Source organism: Streptomyces sp. WY228 (genome assembly GCF_019287315.1).
Taxonomy (GTDB): Bacteria; Actinomycetota; Actinomycetes; order Streptomycetales; family Streptomycetaceae; genus Streptomyces; species Streptomyces caviscabies.
Genome location: NZ_CP079114.1, coordinates 2,464,491 through 2,485,376 on the forward strand (window position 1 = coordinate 2,464,491; position 20,886 = coordinate 2,485,376).

General features: G+C 71.8%; 19 protein-coding genes and 2 tRNA genes. 5 read left to right on the forward strand and 16 right to left on the reverse strand.

Annotated elements, in window-relative coordinates:
- Positions 1 to 14 precede the first annotated feature (14 nt).
- Positions 15 to 857 (reverse strand): arylamine N-acetyltransferase, encoded by an 843-nt coding sequence (locus KV381_RS10690; RefSeq protein ID WP_030626027.1) that lies wholly within the window; start codon positions 855 to 857, stop codon positions 15 to 17.
- 109 nt (positions 858 to 966) lie between these two features.
- Here KV381_RS10690 and KV381_RS10695 point away from each other — a divergent pair, with 109 nt between their 5' ends.
- Positions 967 to 1,425, forward strand: coding sequence for a pyridoxamine 5'-phosphate oxidase family protein (locus KV381_RS10695; RefSeq protein ID WP_030626025.1), 459 nt, complete (start codon positions 967 to 969; stop codon positions 1,423 to 1,425).
- Between the two features lie 65 nt (positions 1,426 to 1,490).
- Here KV381_RS10695 and KV381_RS10700 read toward each other — a convergent pair whose 3' ends face one another.
- The 5 genes from KV381_RS10700 to leuS all read right to left on the reverse strand — a co-directional run bounded on the left by KV381_RS10700 (position 1,491) and on the right by leuS (position 10,269).
- Entirely contained in the window at positions 1,491 to 4,100 is a 2,610-nt protein-coding gene (locus KV381_RS10700; protein ID WP_256995038.1) for a ComEC/Rec2 family competence protein, read from the reverse strand.
- Positions 4,097 to 4,852 carry a helix-hairpin-helix domain-containing protein gene (locus KV381_RS10705; protein WP_373461014.1) on the reverse strand — a complete coding sequence of 252 codons (756 nt, stop codon included), beginning with the start codon at positions 4,850 to 4,852 and terminating at the stop codon, positions 4,097 to 4,099. The genes KV381_RS10700 and KV381_RS10705 overlap by 4 nt, the downstream gene beginning before the upstream one ends.
- A 629-nt stretch (positions 4,853 to 5,481) precedes the next feature.
- Positions 5,482 to 6,327: a DegV family protein gene (locus KV381_RS10710; protein WP_030626020.1), complete on the reverse strand. Its 846-nt coding sequence runs from the start codon at positions 6,325 to 6,327 to the stop codon at positions 5,482 to 5,484.
- Positions 6,328 to 6,457: 130 nt separating this feature from the next.
- Entirely contained in the window at positions 6,458 to 7,228 is a 771-nt protein-coding gene (locus KV381_RS10715; protein WP_218785114.1) for a hypothetical protein, read from the reverse strand.
- 167 nt (positions 7,229 to 7,395) lie between these two features.
- Positions 7,396 to 10,269, reverse strand: coding sequence for a leucine--tRNA ligase (gene leuS / locus KV381_RS10720; protein ID WP_030077867.1), 2,874 nt, complete (start codon positions 10,267 to 10,269; stop codon positions 7,396 to 7,398).
- Between the two features lie 530 nt (positions 10,270 to 10,799).
- Here leuS and KV381_RS10725 point away from each other — a divergent pair.
- Together KV381_RS10725 and KV381_RS10730 are read left to right on the forward strand one after the other, a co-directional pair.
- Complete coding sequence (locus KV381_RS10725; protein WP_218785115.1) at positions 10,800 to 12,443, forward strand: hypothetical protein; 1,644 nt, start codon at positions 10,800 to 10,802, stop codon at positions 12,441 to 12,443.
- Positions 12,440 to 14,017, forward strand: a complete 1,578-nt coding sequence (locus KV381_RS10730) for an NADH-quinone oxidoreductase subunit NuoF family protein (RefSeq protein ID WP_086779497.1) — start codon at positions 12,440 to 12,442, stop codon at positions 14,015 to 14,017. The genes KV381_RS10725 and KV381_RS10730 overlap by 4 nt, the downstream gene beginning before the upstream one ends.
- Positions 14,018 to 14,090: 73 nt before the next feature.
- On the opposite strand, the gene KV381_RS10735 is transcribed toward KV381_RS10730, so the two are convergent.
- The 4 genes from KV381_RS10735 to KV381_RS10745 all read right to left on the reverse strand — a co-directional run bounded on the left by KV381_RS10735 (position 14,091) and on the right by KV381_RS10745 (position 15,218).
- Positions 14,091 to 14,163: transfer RNA gene (locus KV381_RS10735), tRNA-Ala, on the reverse strand.
- A 132-nt stretch (positions 14,164 to 14,295) separates the two neighbouring features.
- On the reverse strand, positions 14,296 to 14,529 hold the full coding sequence (locus KV381_RS10740; protein WP_003969224.1) for a hypothetical protein: 234 nt from the start codon (positions 14,527 to 14,529) through the stop codon (positions 14,296 to 14,298).
- Positions 14,530 to 14,532: 3 nt separating this feature from the next.
- Positions 14,533 to 14,721 carry a hypothetical protein gene (locus tag KV381_RS36410; protein ID WP_078566424.1) on the reverse strand — a complete coding sequence of 63 codons (189 nt, stop codon included), beginning with the start codon at positions 14,719 to 14,721 and terminating at the stop codon, positions 14,533 to 14,535.
- A gap of 119 nt (positions 14,722 to 14,840) precedes the next feature.
- Entirely contained in the window at positions 14,841 to 15,218 is a 378-nt protein-coding gene (locus tag KV381_RS10745) for a helix-turn-helix domain-containing protein (RefSeq protein WP_218785116.1), read from the reverse strand.
- 102 nt (positions 15,219 to 15,320) lie between these two features.
- Between KV381_RS10745 and KV381_RS10750 the strand changes: the two genes are divergently transcribed.
- A complete protein-coding gene (locus tag KV381_RS10750; RefSeq protein WP_218785117.1) occupies positions 15,321 to 15,707 on the forward strand; it encodes a nuclear transport factor 2 family protein in 387 nt (128 codons plus the stop codon).
- A gap of 18 nt (positions 15,708 to 15,725) precedes the next feature.
- Here the strand turns inward: KV381_RS10750 and KV381_RS10755 are convergent, their stop codons facing one another.
- Both KV381_RS10755 and KV381_RS10760 read right to left on the reverse strand, forming a co-directional pair.
- Positions 15,726 to 16,082: a nuclear transport factor 2 family protein gene (locus tag KV381_RS10755; protein ID WP_218785118.1), complete on the reverse strand. Its 357-nt coding sequence runs from the start codon at positions 16,080 to 16,082 to the stop codon at positions 15,726 to 15,728.
- A 46-nt stretch (positions 16,083 to 16,128) separates the two neighbouring features.
- Positions 16,129 to 16,881, reverse strand: coding sequence for an oxidoreductase (locus KV381_RS10760; protein WP_218787200.1), 753 nt, complete (start codon positions 16,879 to 16,881; stop codon positions 16,129 to 16,131).
- A 149-nt stretch (positions 16,882 to 17,030) separates the two neighbouring features.
- Between KV381_RS10760 and KV381_RS10765 the strand changes: the two genes are divergently transcribed.
- Entirely contained in the window at positions 17,031 to 17,525 is a 495-nt protein-coding gene (locus tag KV381_RS10765) for a helix-turn-helix domain-containing protein (RefSeq protein WP_030077852.1), read from the forward strand.
- A 97-nt stretch (positions 17,526 to 17,622) separates the two neighbouring features.
- Here KV381_RS10765 and KV381_RS10770 read toward each other — a convergent pair.
- The 4 genes from KV381_RS10770 to KV381_RS10785 form a co-directional block, all read right to left on the reverse strand.
- Positions 17,623 to 17,695, reverse strand: a tRNA-Ala gene (locus KV381_RS10770).
- A gap of 162 nt (positions 17,696 to 17,857) precedes the next feature.
- On the reverse strand, positions 17,858 to 18,511 hold the full coding sequence (locus KV381_RS10775; protein WP_086779492.1) for a histidine phosphatase family protein: 654 nt from the start codon (positions 18,509 to 18,511) through the stop codon (positions 17,858 to 17,860).
- Positions 18,508 to 18,939, reverse strand: a complete 432-nt coding sequence (rsfS, locus tag KV381_RS10780) for a ribosome silencing factor (protein WP_010062919.1) — start codon at positions 18,937 to 18,939, stop codon at positions 18,508 to 18,510. The genes KV381_RS10775 and rsfS overlap by 4 nt, the downstream gene beginning before the upstream one ends.
- Before the next feature lie 137 nt (positions 18,940 to 19,076).
- Positions 19,077 to 20,882 (reverse strand): LCP family protein, encoded by a 1,806-nt coding sequence (locus tag KV381_RS10785; protein WP_030626003.1) that lies wholly within the window; start codon positions 20,880 to 20,882, stop codon positions 19,077 to 19,079.
- Positions 20,883 to 20,886 lie beyond the last annotated feature (4 nt).

The following is a 20,886-nucleotide window of genomic DNA, read 5'->3' on the forward strand; positions in this document are numbered from 1 at the left end:
ACCGAAGGTCCGAATTACGCTCGCACTTCAGGAACGCGCGAGAGCCGGATCCCGAAGTGGTCCCGGTAGGCGGCGAGCACTTCTTCGTCGGTGGCCAGTTCCGTACGGTGGCGCTCGCCGCCGACCGTCGTGACCAGGGCCCGTCCGCTCAGCGTCACCCGCCCGGTCTCCGTGTACCGGGAGCACACCAGGGACCGGGTGAACGGCGAGTCCGGCGATGTCCGGTGATACCAGGCCCCGCCCCGGAACTCCGGCAGCGTCCGCGTCCTCAGGTCGAGCCGGAACTGCCGCGAGCCCCCGCGCAGCAGATCCAGGTCCCCCTGCGGCGCCTCGCGGAGCCGGAACACCCCCCGGGGATCCTCCTGCTCCGTCCGGACGTCGAGCGCCAACGGGAGCAGCGCGCTGTCGCCGAACCCGACGTCCGCCAGCCACGGCCCCGTGCCGTCCTCGGTCTCCACCCGCAGCGCCAGGTGGTCGAACGGAATGCCCAGTCGGCCGCCGTCGCCGAAGACCCGGGCCTGGAGCAGGTTCACCCGGAAGCCGAGCGCGCGCAGCAACGCCCCGAACGCGCCGTTCAGTTCGTAGCAGAAGCCGCCACGCCCACCGGTCACCTTGTCCACGAGCGCCCGTTCCTCCAGGACGATGTCCTCGCCCAGATGGACCGAGAGGTTCTCGAAGGGAACGGCGAGCAGATGCCGGTGCTGCAGTTCGCGCAGTGCTTCGCCGTCGGCCCGCACCGGCCGGTCCGCGCCGATCCGGGCGAGATAGGCGTCGACGGCGGCGTCGGTGACGGTGCCGTCGCCCCTGTCGGGTTCCGGGACGGAGGCACCGGGCGTCGTGGGTGTCAGCGAGGTCATGGCCCAAGTCTGCGCCCCCTCCCGGCGCGAGGACCACAGGACCTAGGACTCCTGCCCGAGGCCCCTTGCCCGAGGCGCTGCGCGGTGATCGCCCTCTAGCGTGTCGGGCATGACCGACTACGATCCCCCGCGCAGCCGCGAACAGCGCAAGCAGGACGCCATGGACCACCTGCGCCAGGACGAGGACGCGTGGGTGGCCACGGCGTCCCGGGACGGCCTGCCCACCCTGGTGCCGCTGTCGTTCCTCTGGGAGGACGACCTCGGCACGCTGCTGATGTGCACCCGGCGAACCAATCCGACGGCCGTCAACGTGACTCCCGCCGGCCCGATCCGGATCACCCTCGGCCCCACCCGCGATGTCGTGCTGATCGAGGGCGACGCGAGGATCCTGGCGGAATCGGACCTGCCCACCGCGACGAGGACGGCCTTCGGCGCGAAGCTCGGATGGAACCCGCGCAGCCCCCGCTGGGTGTTCCTGCGCATCACCCCCCACACCGTGCGCGCCTGGCGCGAGTCGAACGAGATCGCCGGCCGCGACCTGATGCTCGCCGGGGAGTGGCTGACCTGACCGGCGGGACGGACTCCGGCGCGGCGTGACCGGTCCGACCCACGGGGCGGACTCCGGCGACGGTGTCATGACCGGCCCACCGCCCGCAGCTCCTTCCCGGTGCCCGTCACCGCGATCGGGCCGTCGGTGTCGGTACGCAGGACCCTGGCCCCGGCCGCCCTGAGGGCACCCACCGTGCGGGCCGAGGGGTGGCCGTACGGGTTGTCCGCGCCGCAGGAGATGAGCGCCAGCCTCGGCCGTACGCTGTGGAGCAGCCCGGCGTCCTGGAAGGCCGAGCCGTGGTGGGCCACCTTGAGGACGTCCACCGGCCCCGCCCCCTCCCGGCCGCGCAGCAACTCCCTTTGGGCCGGGGGTTCGAGGTCGCCGAGGAGCAGCAGTGTCAGCCCTCCGGCCGCCCGTACGCGCAGGGTGACGCTGGAGTCGTTCGGCTCACGCACCGCCGCCGTCTCCACTCCCCCGGGCCCGTGGCGCGGCCAGAGGACCCGCCAGTCGACCGGGCCCGCCCGGCGGTGTTCACCGGCCACGGCCCGCACCGTCGGGACCCGTGCCGCGGCCGCCGTCCGCCGCACGAACGCGGCCTGTTCCGGCGGCTCCTGAAGGCCCGTCGTCTGGATCGCGCCCACCGCCCTGCCCCGGAGCACGCCCGGCAGCCCGCGCACATGGTCGGCGTGGAAGTGCGTGAGGACCACGAGCGGAATCCGGGTCACCGCGAGATCGCGCAGGCACCGGTCGACCGCGCGAGGGTCGGGCCCGGCATCGACGACCACGCCGGTACCGTCCCCCGCCGCGAGCACCATCGCATCGCCCTGCCCCACGTCGCAGAGCGCGAACGCCCAGTCGGGCGGCGGCCATCCGGTCATGACCCGGGTAAGCGGCACCGGCCGCAGCACCGCCAGCACGAGGAGCAGCCCGGCGGCCGCGCAGACCCAGGGGCGTCGGGCCAGCCTCGGGGCGAGAAGCACGACCACCACGGTGAGACCGGCCAGCAGTGCCGCACCGGACCACCCTCCGGGCCACTGCGCCTCCGCCCCGGGCAGGCCCGCCCCCGTACGGGCGACCGTGGCGATCCACCGGACCGGCCAGCTCGCGATCCAGGCCAGCAGCCCGGCCACCGGCGGCGCGACCGGGGCGACGGCGAGGGCCGCGAACCCGAGCACCGTCGCCGGCGCCACCGCGAACTCCGCCAGCAGATTGCACGGCACCGCCACCAGACTGACCCGCGAGGCCAGGACCACCACCACGGGTGCGCACACGGCCTGCGCGGCCGCCGCCGCGGCCAGCACCTCGGCGAGCCTGCCCGGCACCCGCCGCGCCCGCAGGGCGAGGCTCCAGCGCGGCGCGAGCGTCAGCAGCGCACCGGTAGCCAGGACCGACAGCAGAAAGCCGTAACTCCGGGAGAGCCAGGGGTCGTGGAGCACCAGGAGGACGACCGCCGCCGCCAGGGCCGGGATCAGGGATCTCCGGCGGCCCGTACCGATCGCGAGGAGCGTGATGAGACCGCAGGCCGCCGCGCGGAGCACGCTCGGGTCCGGACGGCACACGACGACGAAGGCGAGCGTCAGCGCACCGCCGATCAACGCGGTCCCCCGCAGCGAAAGCCCCAACAAAGGAGCCAGGCCACGTCGTTCCGCGCTCAGAGCCGCGCCCGGAGGCCCGACGAGAAGGAAGAGGAGAATCGACAAATTAGCACCGGAAACGCTCAACAAGTGCGTCAGGTCAGTCGCCTTGAAGGCGTCGTGGAGGTCGGACGGGACCCTGGAGGTGTCACCGACCACCAGCCCCGGCAACAGTGCCCGCGCATCCGCGTGCAGCCCGTCCGTCGCCTCCCGCAACCCGGCGCGCAACTCCCCCGCCGTGCGCTGGATCCACGTCGGGGGCCCGATGATCCGGGGCGCCCCCTTGTCGTCCACCCGCAGGACCGCCGCGAGGCGCTCGCCCTCGTGCGCGGGAGGCGAGAGCCTGCCACTGAGCCGGAGCCGGGTGGACGGCAGCAAGCTCTGCCACTCCGCCCGGTGACCGCCCGCCGTGACCATGAGCAGCACCGGTGTACGGACCAGGGTGCCCGGGCCGCCCGCCCTCCTCGCCCCTCTGACTTCCATGACTTCGGCGTCGATCAGGAGCAGGGCCGGAGTGCTGTGGTTGCCGCGCACCGCCGGGCGGGTCGTCCGGGGATCCGAGGTCACCTGTACGTCGACGTCGATCCGCGCGTACTCCCGCGCCAGCCCGGGAACGGGACCGCGCCGCACATCGGCCCCATGGAGCCCGGCCACCGCCGCACCCGTGGCCGCGCACAGCAGCACAGCCCCCACAGCTGCGGCAACCCGAGCCCGTCCGAGAGCGGCAGCGCTCTGGGGCCGCCCAGCAGCGGCGACACTCGGGGCCCGTCCGGCAGCGGCAACGCCCCGGGCCCGTCGGGCCGTCCTCGCCTCCCGGGAGGTGCGCGCTGCCACCACCAGCAGAACGAGCGCCGCCACCGAACAGGCAACCGCCACGGCGACCACCCACCGCCCCGGCAGCCCCAACGCCACCGCGGCCGCGGCCCAGACCGCCAGGGCGGGCGGGACGAGCCGCAGATCCGTGGGCCCCTCCCGACGCGGGCCGGTCTCGTCTCCGGCAGTGCCCCTGTCCTCGGCACCCGCGCCCGGGGTGGCGAGCCGGACCTCGTGGCCGCTCATGGCCGTACGAGCGGCTGGAGATCGGCGAAGCGGCGGTCGCCGATGCCGTTGACCTGCCGGAGTTCGTCGACGGACCGGAAGCCGCCGTTCTCCGTGCGGTAGTCGATCATGTGCTGGGCCAGCACCGGCCCGACCCCCGGCAGGGTTTCGAGCTGTTCGGCGGTCGCCGTGTTCAGGCTCAGCGGCGCCGAGGGAGCGGGCCCGCCCGACGCACCGGCCGGCCCATCACCCCCGACACTCCCGGCCCCTCCGCCCCCGGCCGCACCGAAGGCCGACGGGCCGGGCGGCAGCCCCACGACGACCTGCTCACCGTCCATCAGGACCCGCGCCCGATTGAGGCCGGTCATATCCGTGCCGGCCCGCACACCGCCCGCCGCCTCAAGTGCGTCCGCCACCCGCGAGCCTGCCGGAAGCCGACGGACACCCGGCCGGCGCACCTTGCCGCTCACGTCGACAACGATCTGCGCACTCTCGCCCACGCCTCCGCCCGCGACGGGCGACACCTCACCGGCCGGACGAGGAACCGGATCGGGGGCGCCGGACCGTAACGGATCCGGCGGCAACGCGGGTGCCGCCGCCTCGTCCGCGACCGGTTCCGGCGCACGCACGGTCTGAGGGCGTGCCGACCAGAAGTGGAACGCGGCGAGGGCCACGGCGGCGAGCAGCACCAGGCCGAGCACCACCGGCGTACGCGGCGCCATCCCGCACCGGAGCCGCACCCACAGCGGCAACCGCTCCCGAACGCCCGACACGACACGGCTCACCCTCGACGCACCACCGGACACCTCTCCCACGACCTCGGGCGCGGGCACGGGTACGGATACGGGCGGGGGTGCAGGTGCGGGCTCGGGCGCGGGCTCAGGTGCCGGTGGCGCGGGTGCGGCATCGCTCCCCGGCGCGGACGTCTCCGCCATCAACGCATCCGCCCGATGGCGCGCGGCCGCCGCGGCAAGAGCGGAACGCCTCCGCGCGGACAGCCGCCCACCGTGGCGTGGCGCACCGGAACGAGCGCCAGGACCGGCACCCGCCCGTCCGCTCGGCCGCGTACCGGCACCGGGCCGCACCCGCACGGGCCTCCGCCCCGACAGCGGGTCGGACGGAGACGGGACCGTAGACGTGGACGTAGACGTAGAAGTGGACGTGGACGAAGTCGATGTGTCGGACGACGGGACAGCGGCGGAAAGGGCATCGGGAGCCGACGCCCGAGGAGATCGAAGGGCCATGCCTCACGACGTTAGGCACATCCGCCCGAACCCGCTGAGCAGCACCGATTCCTGTGGACAGCCCAGCAGTTGTGGACAACTCGGCCACTCCACGGAGTGAAAACCGGCAGCGCAGGAACTCAGCGCAGGAACGCAGCGCGTGCGTTCGGCTCGCGAGCTCACCGCAGCGAGATCACCGCGCCGAGCAGCCCCGGCCCCGTGTGCGCCCCGATCACCGCGCCGACCTCGCTGACATGCAGGTCGACCAGACCGGGCACGCGCTCACGCAGCCGCTCGGCCAGGCGCTCCGCGCGCTCCGGGGCGGCGAGGTGGTGCACGGCGATGTCCACCGGGGCCGTGCCCGCCCGGTCGGCGACGATCTCCTCCAGCCGGGCGATGGCCTTGGATGCCGTCCGCACCTTCTCCAGCATCTCGATCCGCCCCCCGTCGAGCTCCAGGATCGGCTTCACCGCCAGCGCGGATCCCAGCAGGGCCTGTGCCGTGCCGATGCGGCCGCCCCGGCGCAGGTAGTCGAGCGTGTCGACATAGAAATACGCCGAGGTGCCCGCGGCCCGCTTCTCCGCTGCCGTCACCGCTTCGTCCGGACCGCCGCCCGCCTCGGCGGTCTCCGCCGCCGCGAGAGCGCAGAATCCCAGGGCCATGGCGACCATGCCGGTGTCCACCACGCGCACCGGCACGGGGGCGTCCTTCGCCGCGAGCAGCGCGGCGTCGTACGTACCGGAGAACTCCGCCGACAGATGCAGCGACACCACCGCGTCGGCCCCGCCCGCGGCCGCCGCCCGGTAGGCCTCGGCGAAGACCTCGGGGCTGGGGCGGGACGTGGTCACGGAGTGGCGTTTCTGCAGCGCCAGGGCGAGCGAGCGGGCCGAGATCTCCGTGCCCTCCTCCAACGCCTGATCGCCCAGGACGACGGTCAGCGGCACTGCGGTGATGCCATGCCGTTCCATCGTCGGGCGCGGCAGGTAGGCCGTTGAATCGGTGACGATAGCGACATGGCGGGACATGAGCCGGAGGTTACCTGGCGTCGTGGGAGTGCGGCAGCCCGGCCCCGGTCCTCTGATCGTTCATGGTCGCTTCGGAACGTATCCGGTCGGTTCGTACGGCCGTACGTACGCCGGGAGTCGGCGAAGGTGCTCAGTTCGTCGTCTCGGGCCGGGTCGACTTCTGCCAGGGGTAGGTCGTGCGCGACCGGGGGTCCGGGGCGGTGATGGCCTGCGGGCTCTCCTCGCGGGCCGGTCCGGCGCAGGCCTCGTCCGCCGTGCTGCTGTTCCCGGCCGAGGGGCCCGCCGAGGCGGCCGGCTCGGGCCAGTCCGTCCCGGGGCCGTGGCCCGACGTCGTGCCGGAGGCCTGCGACGGCTCGTCCGCGGTCCAGTGCCGCAGCGCGCCGGCCTCGATGTCGATCTGTGCGTTCAGCGCGTCCAGGTCGTCGTCGGCGAACTGCCGCGCCCGGTCGCGGGCCGCCCAGCGCAGTGAGTCGGCCGAGTGCGTGATCCGCTGCGTGCGCTCCCGCAGCTTGGGCAGCAGGCCGGCGACCGTCGCCCGGTCCGGCTCGCGCTCCAGCCTCTTCAGCTCGTCGTCCAGTTCGAGGCCGTGGGCGCTCAGCCGCCGGAAGAGGCCCACCGACTCCGCCAGTGAGGCGTCCTCGGCGACACCGGCGTGCAGGGCGTCCTGGGTGGCCCGCATCGAGGTGCGCAGGGCGAGCCGGAGCTGGGCGAGCTCACCCGCGACACCCGGCTGACCGAAGCTCTTGGCCCGCAGCGTGGTGTCCTCCACCGTGCGACGGGCCTGGGTGATCGTGCGGTCCACGCCGCGCTTGGCGGCGCCGACGGCCTTCACGGTCACGAAGACGCCCAACGCGACGAACGCGACGAAGAGCAGCGCCAGGATCGTGATCGCGGCTGTCATGAGTGCCCCTCGGTGTCTCGATGCGGCTGCCGGTACCGGTCGCCCCCTCCACCGTAAACGGAACAGGCAGGCCGAGGGTTCCTTCGGAACCCCCAACCTGCCCGTAGGGGATGGCCCCTACCGCTCACGGGGCCGTCACACCGCCACCGTCACCGCCGTCGTCACCGTCACGCGGGAACGATGTTCACCAGCTTCGGCGCGCGCACGATCACCTTGCGGATCCCGGCACCGCCCAGCGCCGCGACGACCGCGTCGTCGGCCAGGGCCAGCGCCTCCAGCTCCTCGTCCGTGATCGAGGGCGAGATCTCCAGTCGGGCCCGGACCTTGCCCTTGATCTGGACGACGCAGGTGACGGTCTCGTCCACGACGTACGCCGGGTCCGCCACCGGGAAGTCCTGGTGGACGACCGACTCGGTGTGGCCCAGCCGCCGCCACAGCTCCTCCGCGATGTGCGGGGCCAGCGGGGCGATCAGCAGGACCAGCCGCTCCGCGACCGAGCGCGACAGCGGGCCGCCGGCCTTCGTCAGGTGGTTGTTCAGCTCGGTGACCTTGGCGATGGCGGTGTTGAACCGCATGCCCGCCATGTCCTGGCCGACCCCGTCGATCGCCTTGTGCAGGGCGCGCAGCGTGTCCTCGCCGGGCTCCGTGTCGACGACGGTGGTCTCACCGGTCTCCTCGTCGACCACGTTGCGCCACAGGCGCTGCAGCAGCCGGTACTGGCCGACCACGGCCCGGGTGTCCCAGGGGCGCGACACGTCCAGGGGGCCCATCGCCATCTCGTACAGGCGCAGGGTGTCCGCGCCGTACTCCGCGCAGATCTCGTCCGGCGTGACCGCGTTCTTCAGGGACTTGCCCATCTTGCCCAGGACGCGGCTGACCTTCTCGCCCTCGTAGTAGAAGGCGCCGTCGCGCTCCTCCACCTCGGCGGCGGGAACGGCGATGCCCCGGCTGTCGCGGTAGACGAAGGCCTGGATCATGCCCTGGTTGTACAGCTTGTGGAACGGCTCGGCGGAGGAGATGTGGCCCAGGTCGTGCAGCACCTTGGACCAGAACCGCGCGTACAGCAGGTGCAGCACGGCGTGCTCGGCGCCGCCGACGTACAGGTCGACACCCCCGGTGGGCTGCCCCTCGCGCGGACCCATCCAGTACTGCTCGATCGCCGGGTCGACCAGCTGGCGGTCGTTGGTCGGGTCCAGGTAGCGCAGCTCGTACCAGCAGGAACCGGCCCAGTTGGGCATGGTGTTGGTCTCGCGGCGGTACGCGCGCGGACCGGCGCCGTCGCCCAGATCCAGGGTCACGTTGACCCAGTCGGCGTTGCGCGACAGCGGGGTCTCGGGCTGGGCGGTCGCGTCCTCCGGGTCGAAGGTGCGCGGCGAGTAGTCCTCGACCTCGGGCAGCTCCAGCGGCAGCATCGACTCGGGCAGCGGGTGGGCGATGCCGTCCTCGTCGTACACGATCGGGAAGGGCTCGCCCCAATAACGCTGGCGGCTGAACAGCCAGTCGCGCAGCCGGAAGTTGACGGTGCCCTCGCCGACGCCGTGCTCCTGCAGCCAGTCGGTGATCCTCGCCTTGGCCTCAACGACGCCCAGGCCGTCCAGCGAGATCTCGTCGTTGGCGGAGTTGACCAGCTTCGCGTCGTACGAGCTGAAGGCGTCGTCCCACGTGGCGGGGTCGGTTCCGCGGTCGTCGGAGGGCTGGACGACACAGCGCATCGGCAGCTCGAAGGCGCGCGCGAAGGCGAAGTCGCGTGCGTCGTGCGCCGGTACGGCCATGATCGCGCCGGTGCCGTAGCCCATCAGGACGTAGTCGGCGATGAAGACGGGGACCTTTTCGCCGCTGACCGGGTTGGTGGCGTACGCGCCGGTGAAGACACCGGTCTTGTCCTTGGCCTCGGCCTGCCGCTCGACGTCGGACTTGGCGGCGGCCTGCTTGCGGTACGCGGTGACCGCCTCGGCCGGGCTCGCGTGGCCGCCGGTCCACACCGGGTGGGTGCCCTCGGGCCAGGCGGCCGGAATGATCCGCTCGACCATGTCGTGCTCGGGCGCCAGCACCATGTACGTGGCGCCGAACAGGGTGTCCTGGCGAGTGGTGAAGACGGTGATGCCGCCCGCGGTGTCCACCGGGAACTCGACCCGGGCGCCCTCGGAGCGGCCGATCCAGTTGCGCTGCTGCAGCTTGATGGCCTCGGGCCAGTCCAGCGCGTCCAGGTCGTTCAGCAGCCGGTCGGCGTAGGCGGTGATGCGCATGTTCCACTGGCGCAGCTTGGCCTTGAAGACGGGGAAGTTGCCGCGCTCGGAACGGCCGTCGGCGGTGACCTCCTCGTTGGCCAGGACGGTGCCCAGGCCGGGCGACCAGTTGACGGGTGCGTCGGAGGCGTACGCCAGGCGGTACTGGCTCAGCAGGTCGGCGCGCTCGGTCGCGCTCAGCGCGCTCCACTCACGGCCGTCGGGGGTCGCGCGGGTGCCGCTCTCGAACTGCTCGACCAGCTCGGCGATCGGGCGGGCCCGGTCGGCCTCGGTGTCGTACCAGGAGTTGAAGATCTGCAGGAAGATCCACTGCGTCCACTTGTAGTACTCGGCCTCGATCGTCGCGAAGGAGCGGCGATTGTCGTGGCCCAGGCCCAGCCGGCGCAGCTGGACCTTCATGTTCTCCATGTTGGCCTCGGTGGAGACCCGGGGGTGCGTGCCGGTCTGGACGGCGTACTGCTCGGCGGGCAGGCCGAACGCGTCGAAGCCCAGGGTGTGCAGCACGTTGTGGCCGGTCATCCGCTGGTGGCGGGCGTAGACATCGGTGGCGATGTAGCCCAGCGGGTGTCCGACGTGCAGGCCCGCACCCGAGGGGTACGGGAACATGTCCATGATGAACTTCTTGGGCTTGGCGGCCAGCTCCGGGTCGCCCGCCAGATCACCGGTGGGGTTCGGCGCCTCGTACGTCCCCTCGGCGTCCCAGAAGTCCTGCCAGCGTGCCTCGATGTCGGCGGCCATCGCCGCCGTGTAGCGGTGCGGCGCGGCCGTCTCGGCAGCGGAATTCGTCTCGCTCATGATCCTCAAAGCTCCATCGATCGTCATCTGCCGGGAAACGAAAAATCCCCTCGCACAGGAGGGGACGCCGCGCTGACTCCGACCAGGCGTTCTCACCGGTCGGGACTCTTCAGCGCGGCTCGCTAAGCAGAAGGCGTACGGCACGCATGGCGTCAGGGTACCGCACGAGCCCGGAAGGGAGCGGGGAGTAACCGGAGTGCGGGCATCGGGCGCCTGCGCCGGAATCCCGCCGCTCATTCGTCGCTCTCCGTAGTTGAAACATGACGTTTCCGTGGGGGCGCGGTGTACTTTCGGCGCTCCTCCTATGAGGTTTCCGCGAAGCCCTGGGGCGACTGACGGGACGGCGGGAACGCCCGGGAAGCGGGGTTACTCCGCGTACCGACCTCTTTCGGGGCAACCGAGCAAAGCCCGTACTGGTTGGTATGGGGCGCCCTAGCATGCGGCAACGGGACCGCTTTGCCGAACTATTCGGAGTCGCCCCCATGAACCCTCATCGCAAGATCCGCGTATCCACCGGCATGAACCCCGCAATGAGTCGGCCGGTACAGGGTGGCCTGACCGTCACCGCCTTGGTTTTCGTCCCTCTGCTTGCCGTCGCGGGGAGGGACGAGCTGCGCGCCACCCTGGATTTCACCACCGGCGTCCTGTCGCTGGTATCGCTCAGCGCGGCCGTCGCCTGGGGCCTGTTGGCCACCGACCGGCTGTTCCTCTCCACCCGTCAGCGGATCGTCTGCCAGGGCATCCATCGGGCCACCGCCGTTGCCTCGCTCGGTTTCCTCCTGCTGCACGGAACCGTGAAAGTGGCCCTCGGGCATGTGGCCCTGATCGGTGCCCTCATACCCTTCGGCCTCGGCGTCACCGGCACGGCGGGACTGATCGGCTTCGGTTCGCTGGCCGGGCTGCTGATGGTCGTCACGGCCGCGACCGGCGCCCTGCGCAGCGCCTTCGCCCAGCCCTCCCCCAAGGCCGCCCGGCTCGGCCAGTCGCTGGCCTCGCCCCGGGACACCGGCGGCATCGCGGGCCGGTGGCGCGCGCTGCACGCGCTGGCCTACCCGGCCTGGTGCGCCGCGCTGATCCACGGGCTGTACGCGGGCCGGGCGCCCGCCACCTGGGTCGTCGTGATGTACGGCCTCTGCCTCGCCGGAGTCGCCGGCGCGCTGTGCGTACGCCTGCTGCCGAGGCCGACGAAGCGGCGGATCGCCGACCGGATCTCCGAACTGCTGGGCGAAGGCCCCCCGGCCGCCCCCGATCCGGTCCTGCGGGAGTCCTCACCGGCCGGCGCGGAGCCGTGGTCCGACCCGGCCGCCTGGAGCGAACCGGACCGGGACCTACGGGGCACGCCGGTGCGCCCGCGCACCCTGTCGGCGCCGATACCCCCGGCGGGGCCCCCTCCGACGGCGATCCCCGGCGGACTGCACGAGGCGCCGACGGAGACGCTGTACGGGTCGCGATCGCCGCTGTACGAGCCCCCGCCCCGCAGCGCCGACCGCATCGCCTTCGGCCCTCCGGAGAACCGGGAAGACCTGACCGAGCTGTCGGAGCCGTCGGGCCGGGGGCAGGGGAAGACGCCGGGGCAAGGACCGGGCCCACGGCTGGGGACGGGCCCCGGCATAGCGGCCGGATACCGCGCCGTCTCGCTCGGCGGCGGCCCTTCGCTCCCACCGGAGAGCCGCTGGCCCGCGCCGTCCCCCGCGCCCCCCGCACAGGCCCAGCACGGTCCTCCCGGGCAGGCGCCGCCCACGTACACCCCGCAGGAACACACGTACGCGACGCCTTCCTACGGCACGCCCGAGTACGGCACTCCGGAGCACGGAACACCGACGTACGAGGCTTCGGAGTACAGCTACAACTCACCGTCGTACGGGCCCCCGGGGCACGAATCATCGTCGGTCGGCACACCGGAGCACGGATCGCCGTCGGTCGGCACGCCGGAGTACGGCGGCGGCACCCCGGCCGCGTACTCCCCTCCCGCCGAGCCGTCCTCCTCCCCCGTGGCCTCCCAGGAACCGGCGCCCGCCGCCGGGCCCCACAACGCCACCGCTCCCTTCACCCCACCCTTCCCTTCACCTTCCCCCTCCCCCTTCGCCGCGCCCCGTGCCGAACCGGAGGCCGGGCCGTTCTCCGCGCCCCCGGCCGGCGAACCCTGGCACGCACCCGCAGGAGACCGACAGTGAACGTCCCCCTCCCCGATGTGCCCGAGGTCCGCGTCGTCGGACTGCCGCAACTGACCACCGGATTCGACCTGGTGGAGCGGCTCGACCTCGCCATGCACCTCAAGGTGCACGGGCCGCTGGAGCCGATGACCGGCGAGCGGCTGGCCGAACTGGCCGAGGCGATCTCCCTGTGCGGAAGGGGAGGTGCCGGTTTCCCGTTCGGCAAGAAGCTGCGGGCCGTGGCGAAGGCGTCCATCCGGCGCGGGGTGCGGCCCGTCGTGGTGATCAACGGCAGTGAGGGCGAACCCGCCTGCCGCAAGGACACCGTCCTGCTCAACCGTGCCCCGCACCTGATCCTGGACGGTGCGCTGCTGGCCGCCGAGGCGCTCGGCGCGCGCACCTTGGTCGTCGCCGTCACCCGAAACTCCACGGAGATCTCCGTACGGGCGGCCCTCGCCGAACGCGGCCTCTCCGACCGGCGCGGCCAGCAGTTGCGCGCCCGGGTGGTCCGCACTCCGGAGCGCATGGTCTCGGGCGAGGCGTCCTCGGTGATCCGGGCGGCGAACGGCGGACCGGCCCTGCCGCCGGGCCGGCGCGAGCGGGCGGCCGAGACCGGGGTGGGCGGCGCCCCGACGCTGCTGTCGAACGCGGAGACGTACGCCCAACTCGCCGTCGCCGCCCGGATCGGCCCCCGCCGTTACGGGCACACCGGTCTGCCGGGCGAACCGGGCACCGTCCTGCTCACCGTCTCCGGGGCCGTGGCGCGGCCCATGGTCATCGAGGTGCCGACCGGGGTGCCGCTGCGGTACGTCCTGCAGCTGGCCGGGGCCCCGCCGCTCCCCCAGGGGGTGCTGACCGGCGGCTATCACGGCAACTGGATCGACGCGGTCTCCTCGCACAACGCCGTCGTCTCGCGCGAGTCCCTGGCCACCGTGGGCGGCGCGCTGGGCGCGGGCGCCATCCTGCCGATCGGACCGGACACCTGCCCGCTCGGCGAGTCCCTCCGGATAGCCAACTGGCTGGCCGCCGAGACCGCCGGGCAGTGCGGCCCGTGCAAGCTGGGGCTCCCCGCCGCGGCGGGCGGGCTCTCCGACGTACTGAACGGCGGCGGTCCCGCCGCCCTGGAGGCCCTGCGCGAGGTCACCCAGGCCGTGAAGGGCCGCGGGGCGTGCAAACACCCGGACGGTTCCGCGCGGTTCCTGCTCTCGACGCTGTCGGCGTTCACGGACGACCTCGCCGCACATGTCCTGGACGGCGGCTGCGGCCGGGAGACGGTCGGGGTGCTGCCGCTGCCCGCACCCGGCTACCAGGACCTGGAGGAGTCGATTCCGAGCGGCGAGAAGCTCGCGGTCGACTGGACGCTCTGCCAGGGCCACGGTCTGTGCGCGGACATCGTCCCCGAGCTCATCCGGCTGGGCCCGGACGGCTACCCGGCGCTGGCGGACGCCGCCGTTCCGATGCATCTGCGCGGCCGCGCCCAGCGGGCCGTACGGCGTTGCCCCGCGCTGGCGCTCCGTATCGAGCAGCCGCCGGCCGAACAGCGCCCCGCCCTGCCGGCCACGGGCCGGCGCGCCCTGGGCAGCGGCCGCGACTGACCCCGGCCGAAGCCGGTACGACAAAGAAGCGGGCCACCCGATCCGGGTGGCCCGCTTCTTCACTTCGATCCTGTGGAGCTAAGGAGAATTGAACTCCTGACCTCCTGCATGCCATGCAGGCGCTCTACCAACTGAGCTATAGCCCCTTGCTGTGTGCCGCCCGGTTTCCCTTGGCGACATCGAGAACATTACACGGTCCCCCCGGTGCTTCACCAAATCGTTTCCGGTCCGCACCGTTATGCCCGAATCGTCCAGTCCGGTCGACCGTCCGTCGCAGGTCAGGCGGTCGCGAAGGAGTAGAAGCGCTTGAGGGTGCAGTGCTCCTCCAGGAGCCGCCCGTAGATCGGCTCCCCCTCCAGCTCCCGGTAGGTCTCGATGGGGTCGCCTTTTATGATCAGCGCCCGTGCGCATTCCTCGCACCAGTACTGGTATTCCGCGTTGACCGGGTCCATGTCCCTGACGATGGGCGTACCGCTGCCGCACCAGTCGCACTTACGCCTGTGTGCACCCATCAGTCAGCTCCAGCTGTGGCCGCAGGCCGTGCACACGTAGGAGACCCCTCCGTTGTCACCCAGAACCTGGGCCACGTGGGACGAACCGCAGGACGGACAGCCGAGCCGGGATCGATCTTCGGACGGTACGGAACCGGGGAGCGGGGCGGCGACAAGCGGCTGGTCGGGGACGTGTTCGCGACTCGCAGGCATCGCGCTCCCTCCCGATCGGTACGTCGCCCCCTCCGGCGTTCCGATTCTGCCATGACCCCGCAAGGGGGTCAGCCCGCTCGCCGCCACCTGTCCGGAGATCGACGGCGGAAGGCCGGCGCTCAGGGCGCGAGGACCTGGTCGTCGACGGCGGCGTCGTACCGCTCCTGCGCGTCGAGCACATCCTCGACATGGGACTCCGCCCAGATCTGCAACGCCCTCAAGGGGGCGTGCAGAGTACGGCCGAGATCGGTGAGCCCGTAACGGGTGTGGCCGTCGTGATGAAGGACGCGCTCGATCATGCCGTCGCGTTCCAGGGCCCGGAGCGTGTCGGTGAGGACCTTCTTGGTGATGCCCTCGACCCGGCGGTGCAGTTCTCCGAATCGGAGGGGTTCCTCATGGAGAAGAACGACGATCATCGCGGTCCATTTGTTCGCGATGCGCGCCAACGATCGGCGCGAGGGGCACTTGGCGGAGAACACGGTCCATTCCGGTGTCATGCGCCGCCCTCCTCGGTGGTGACGTTGAGGTAACCGGGCACCTCATCGACACACTGAGCCCTCAGCCTATCGAGGTCCATCGAACAGAAGCGGAGTAGACGCATGTCGGCCATTGACGTGGTGGGACGGTACGGGGCCGCTGCGGCGGCCGGGGACATGGCCGCACTGGCGGCCACGTTGACGAAGGACGTGGTGTGGCATCAGCCCGGCGCGAACCGGCTCTCGGGTGACCATGTGGGACCCGAAGCCGTGGTGGCGCATCTGGTCAGGTTCATGGAGCTCAGTGGTGGCACGTTCGCCCTGGAGACGGAGTCGGCGACCGAAAGCGGCAACCTGGTGGCCACGACGGTGCGGTTCAGGGCCGAGCGTGAGGGTGCGGCCGCGCTCGACCAGCACGGGGTGGATGTGTTCCGCGTCGAGGGCGACCTGATCGCGGAGATCTGGCTGATCGGCGAGGACCAGGCCGCCGAGGACCGGTTCTGGGGCTAGCACCGGCCGGAAGAGGGTTCAGACCTCGATCGCCAGGTTGCCGATGCGTCCGGCATCGAGCAGGAACCTATAGCGGAGGGTGACCGTGCCGCCGGGGAAGTTCCCGTCCAGCCTCACCCGCACGACCACATGGCGGTCGTCGGCGATCCGCTGACCGGTACGGGTGCTGGTGTAGATGAACTCGGTCGAGGACTTCTCGGCCCAGGCACGGATCTCCTCGATGCCCTCATAGGTCTTTCCGTCGTCGAGGACGGTCGCGTCCGGCGCGAACACGGCCGCGACGTCGGCGTAGCGGTTCTCGTCGTGCGCGTCGAGGTAGGCGAGCACCGGCGTGGGCAGGGTCGCGGGGTCGTAGGCGGTGAAGGTGTCGTTCATCGGAGTCTCCTTTTCGAGGGGGGCGGGTGTTTCGTTTCGAGGGTGGTCAGATGGTGCGGATGGTGCCGCCGTCGACGACGATCTCGGCCCCGAGGATGCCGGCCGCGGTGTCCGACGCCAGGAACGCGATGACGCCGGCGACTTCGTCCGGGGTGGCGAAGCGTCCCAGCGGCACGCCGCCCAGGGAGGCGAGGAGCGAGTTCCAGGCGGCATCGCGGTCGCCGTCGAAGCTCTCGGCGAGCCGGTCGACGAGGTGATCGGCGCCCTCCGTTCGAATGCCGCCCGGAGAGACGGTGTTGACGCGGATGCCGTGCGGGGCGAGCTGCCCGGCCAGACCCTTGCTGTAGGTGCGCAGGGCCGCTTTGGCCGCCGCGTACGCCAGGGTGCCGTCCCACAACGGCATGCGCGCCTGGATCGACGCCACGTGGATGATCGCGCCCCGGCCCCTCTCGATCATCGCCGGAACCAGCTCGCGGTCCAGGCGCACCGCGGACAGCAGGTTCAGGTCGATCTCCTGCGCCCATTCCGCCTCTCCCAGGGCGCCGAAGCCTCCGGGCGGTGACTGCGACCCGCCCGCGACATGGACGACCAGGTCCGGCACGCCCTCGGCGAGGACGAGCCGGGCGGCCTCCACGGCCGCCGCGGGGTCGGCCAGATCGGCAGGTACGAAACGCACGTCGGCATCACCGTCACCGTCATCGCCGCGCGGCGTGCGCGCGACGACGGTGACGTCCATTCCCGCTTCTCGCAGCCGGCTGACCACCGCCGCACCGGTGCCCCGGGTTCCGCCCGTGACCACCGCCCGGGGCGCCGACGGGGCGCGATGCGCATCGGAGGTAGTCACTTCTATTTTCGAAGTCATCATGGCTGCTAGATTAGCAGTGAGTGGTTGGAGCGTCGAACGCCGACGGTCCGACCGACCGGCCGGCCGTTTCGAGGAGGGTTCGAGTGCCTGCACGCGTCCGGGTCGAGGACCGCGAGTGCCCGCTGTCGACGGCGATGTCGTACGTCGGGGAGTGGTGGACGATCCTGCTCCTGCACGACTGCTTCGACGGATACACCCGCTTCGACCAGTTCCAGGCCAACATCGGCCTGTCGTCCAGCATGCTCACCACGCGGCTCAGGACGCTGGTCGACAACGGCATCCTGACCAAACGCGTCTACCAGGAGCGGCCGGTGCGGCACGAGTACGTGCTCACCGACTTCGGCCGCTCGCTGCGGCCGATCCTGGTGGCGATGGCCGCGTGGCGGAACGAGCAGCTGGCGCCGTCCGAGCGCGCGATGGTGCTCGTCGACACCGATACCGGACGCGAGGTGGAACCGGTGACGGTCGACCCCGTCACCGGCCTGTCCGTGTCGGACCCGCGTTTCGCGTTCCGGTCCGGCCCGGCGGCGGGCGAGCAGATGCGGGCGCGCTACGCCGACCCTGGACGACCCGCGTGATCCGGACGGGAGAACCGTGATCCGGACGGGAGAACCGTGATCCGGACGGGAGAACGAGGAAAGCCGGGCACGAAGTGCCCGGCTTTCCTGTCGTGTGTGGAGCTAAGGAGAATTGAACTCCTGACCTCCTGCATGCCATGCAGGCGCTCTACCAACTGAGCTATAGCCCCGCTGTTCACTGTGTTTCCCTGCGTTTCCGCGCTGCGAACAAGAAGAACTTTAGCCTGTGACCTGCCGGAAAGTGAAATCCGGCCCGGCCCGCCCGAAGACGGCCCGCGAACGGCCTCTCAACAGCCTCCCGGCAGCGGCCGGTCGGCAGGCCCGCCCGTCGACTAGTCGTCGTCGCCGAGCACCGGCTCCGGGAGCGTGCCGGCGTTGTGTTCCAGCAGACGCCAGCCGCGCGCGCCCTCTCCGAGGACGGACCAGCAGCAGTTGGACAGTCCGCCGAGTCCTTCCCAGTGATGCGCCTCCAGGCCCAGCAGCCGGCCGATCGTCGTCCTGATCGTGCCGCCGTGACTGACCACGACGAGCGTGCCGTCGTCCGGAAGCTTCTCGGCGTGCTCCAGGACGACCGGGGCCGCCCGGTCGGCGACCTCGGTCTCCAGCTCGCCGCCGCCCCGACGTACGGGCTCCCCGCGCTTCCACGCCGCGTACTGCTCGCCGAAGCGCTCGACGATCTCCTGGTGGGTCAGCCCCTGCCACGCGCCCGCGTACGTCTCACGGAGTGCGGCGTCATGGGCGACGGTGAGACCGCTGACGGCGGACAGCTCGGCAGCCGTGGCCGCCGCCCGCCGCAGGTCGGAGGCGACGATGGCGTCCGGCTTCAGCGAGGCGAGCAGCCGGGCGGCGCGACGGGCCTGCCCGACGCCCACCTCGGTGAGCTCGATGTCCGTGGAGCCCTGGAAGCGGCGCTCCAGGTTCCATGCCGTCTGGCCGTGCCGCCAGAGGACGATCCTGCGGCCCTTGCCGCTCTTGCTGCCGTTCAGCTCTGGTCACCTTCCGTGCCGCCGTTGAGCTGTGCGTGCTCCTCGGCCTTGCCACGGGTCTTGATCGCGTCCTCGGGGAGGGCGATCTCCGGGCAGTCCTTCCACAGACGCTCCAGCGCGTAGAAGACGCGCTCCTCGCTGTGCTGGACGTGGATGACGATGTCGACGTAGTCGAGGAGGATCCAGCGGGCGTCGCGGTCGCCCTCGCGGCGCACCGGCTTGGCGCCGAGCTCCTTCTGGAGCCGCTCCTCGATCTCGTCGACGATCGACTTGACCTGGCGGTCGTTGGGGGCCGAGGCCAGCAGGAAGGCGTCGGTGATCGACAGCACGTCGCTGACGTCGTAGGCGATGATGTCGTGCGCGAGCCGGTCGGCGGCCGCCTGAGCGGCGGCGTTGATGAGCTCGATGGAGCGGTCCGTGGCGGTCACATGCAGGCTTTCGTCGGCGGTCGGATGCAACCTCTAGGGTCTCACGGACCGCCGACAGCGCCTTACTGCGTTTCTCCGGCCGGGTTCGCGGTGGTCACCGGCCGGCGCCGGAGCGTCGGCCGGTGACCACGGGCGGGCTACCTGACCTTGTAGTCCTGGCCGAGAACCGCGGACACGTCGGCGTTGGCGGCCGGCTCGCCCTTCTTCACGTCGCCCGCGGCGAGGCCCAGGGTCTTGGCCACCTCGACGGCCTTCGCCTTGTCCTCGGCGGACCGGTAGAGCACCACGGACGACGCCTCGGCCTCGGCCTTGCCGCTGTCCACGAAGGCGTAACCGCCGTTGACCAGCTGGACCCGGGCGGCCTCCGCGGCCTTCTGGTCGCCGGTGGCGTTGCGTACGGCGACCCGGAGGGGTGCGCCCGCCTCGGGGGCCTTCACCGTGCCGCCGAGGATGTCCTTGACGACGCCGCGGGTGTCCGCCTCGGTGAGGGTGCCGTCGTCCTGGACCGGCAGCAGAGCGGTCTTGTAGTCGCCGACCTTGGCCCGGGAGGCCAGCTTGGCGAGCGAGGCGCCGAGGTCCTTCTCGGGCAGTGACGGGTCGAGCACCTGGAGCAGCGTCTCGATGGTGACGGTCGCGGCCTTGGGGTCCTCGGAGACCTTGCGCAGGGTGGCCCGCATGACCTCGCCGAACCGGGTCAGCTGCTTGGCCTCGGGCTCGCCCGGTGCGCGGTACGTGGCGTACGCGACGGCCATCGGACCGCTGAGCGTCTGGCCCTCGCCCTTGTTCACCAGGGCCGATTCGCCCTTCTTCGCGCCGGGCACCTCGGTGTCGGTGTCGACCTCGATGTTGCCGACCAGCTCGACGAGGTTCTCCAGGTACGGGGTGTCCAGCCGCCAGGTGCCGGTGATCCGGGTGCCCAGGAGGGTGTCGATCGACTCCCGGGTGCCGGTCCTGCCGTCGTCCTCGACGGACTTGCCGAGCGTGGTGGTGGTCCCGTCGTCGCCCGCGACGGCGAGGGAGTTGGGCAGCAGGACCGTGGTGCCCTGCTTGGTGGTGGTGTTGTCGACGAGCAGGGCCGTCGAGGTGCCGCCCTTCTTCGTGTCGTGCAGGTGCACCACGATCATGTCGCGCTGCTGGGCGCCGGCGGCCACGGCCTTCTTCTCGTCCGAGCCGGACAGACCCGGGATCATGTCGGCGGACCAGAGGTAACCGACTCCACCGACGACGACGAGCACGGCGACGACGATCAGGGCGACCATCCGGTTGCGGCCCTTGCGCCGGGCCTCCTCGCGCCGCTCGCTGCGGCTCTCGGTGAACTTCAGCCAGTCGATGACGTCTTCGGAGTCCTCGTCGGGCTCCTCGATGAACGAGAACTGCTCGGTGCGGTAGTCGGGTGCGGGCTTGCGCTGCCCCGGAACGGCGGGATCCGCCTCCGCCTCGGCCGACCGCGGTGACTGCTGCGGCTGCGCCGGCTGCGGTGCGGGAGCCTGCTGCGGGGCCTGTTCCGGCGCGGGGGCGGCGCCCTGCTGCGGAATGGTCCAGTGCTCGCCGGTGTCGACCGCGGCGGGCTGCTGGCCGGTGCCGTAGCCGTAGTCGGTGTAGGAGCCGTAGCCGTACCCCTGGTCGCCCTGGCCGTGCTGCGGCTGGGGGGCCTGGGGCGCCTGGCCCGGGTGCTGACCGGTGTAGGGGTCGTAACTCTGGTGCTGCTGCTGGGGGTTGCCGTACGCGTCGTAGCCGTAGCCGGCGTCCTGGGTCTGGTGCCCCTGGCCCTGGCCCTGCTGGGCGGCGTAGGGGTCGTAACCCTGGCCCTGCGGGTCGTACTGCTGCTGTCCCTGCTGGCCCTGTTGCCCCTGCTGCTGGTAGACCGGCTGCCCGTACGCGTCGTAGCCGATGATCTGCGGCTCTTGGTAGTACGGGTCGTACGGGTTCTGTCGGTCGTTCACCGGT

Bases quoted from the DNA above. Each gene is read 5' to 3' on its own strand.
- KV381_RS10690 (WP_030626027.1), bottom strand. From the start codon at position 857: ATGACCTCGCTGACACCCACGACGCCCGGTGCCTCCGTCCCGGAACCC.
- KV381_RS10695 (WP_030626025.1), top strand. From the start codon at position 967: ATGACCGACTACGATCCCCCGCGCAGCCGCGAACAGCGCAAGCAGGAC.
- KV381_RS10700 (WP_256995038.1), bottom strand. From the start codon at position 4,100: ATGAGCGGCCACGAGGTCCGGCTCGCCACCCCGGGCGCGGGTGCCGAG.
- KV381_RS10710 (WP_030626020.1), bottom strand. From the start codon at position 6,327: ATGTCCCGCCATGTCGCTATCGTCACCGATTCAACGGCCTACCTGCCG.
- KV381_RS10715 (WP_218785114.1), bottom strand. From the start codon at position 7,228: ATGACAGCCGCGATCACGATCCTGGCGCTGCTCTTCGTCGCGTTCGTC.
- leuS (WP_030077867.1), bottom strand. From the start codon at position 10,269: ATGAGCGAGACGAATTCCGCTGCCGAGACGGCCGCGCCGCACCGCTAC.
- KV381_RS10725 (WP_218785115.1), top strand. From the start codon at position 10,800: ATGAGTCGGCCGGTACAGGGTGGCCTGACCGTCACCGCCTTGGTTTTC.
- KV381_RS10740 (WP_003969224.1), bottom strand. From the start codon at position 14,529: ATGGGTGCACACAGGCGTAAGTGCGACTGGTGCGGCAGCGGTACGCCC.
- KV381_RS36410 (WP_078566424.1), bottom strand. From the start codon at position 14,721: ATGCCTGCGAGTCGCGAACACGTCCCCGACCAGCCGCTTGTCGCCGCC.
- KV381_RS10745 (WP_218785116.1), bottom strand. From the start codon at position 15,218: ATGACACCGGAATGGACCGTGTTCTCCGCCAAGTGCCCCTCGCGCCGA.
- KV381_RS10750 (WP_218785117.1), top strand. From the start codon at position 15,321: ATGTCGGCCATTGACGTGGTGGGACGGTACGGGGCCGCTGCGGCGGCC.
- KV381_RS10755 (WP_218785118.1), bottom strand. From the start codon at position 16,082: ATGAACGACACCTTCACCGCCTACGACCCCGCGACCCTGCCCACGCCG.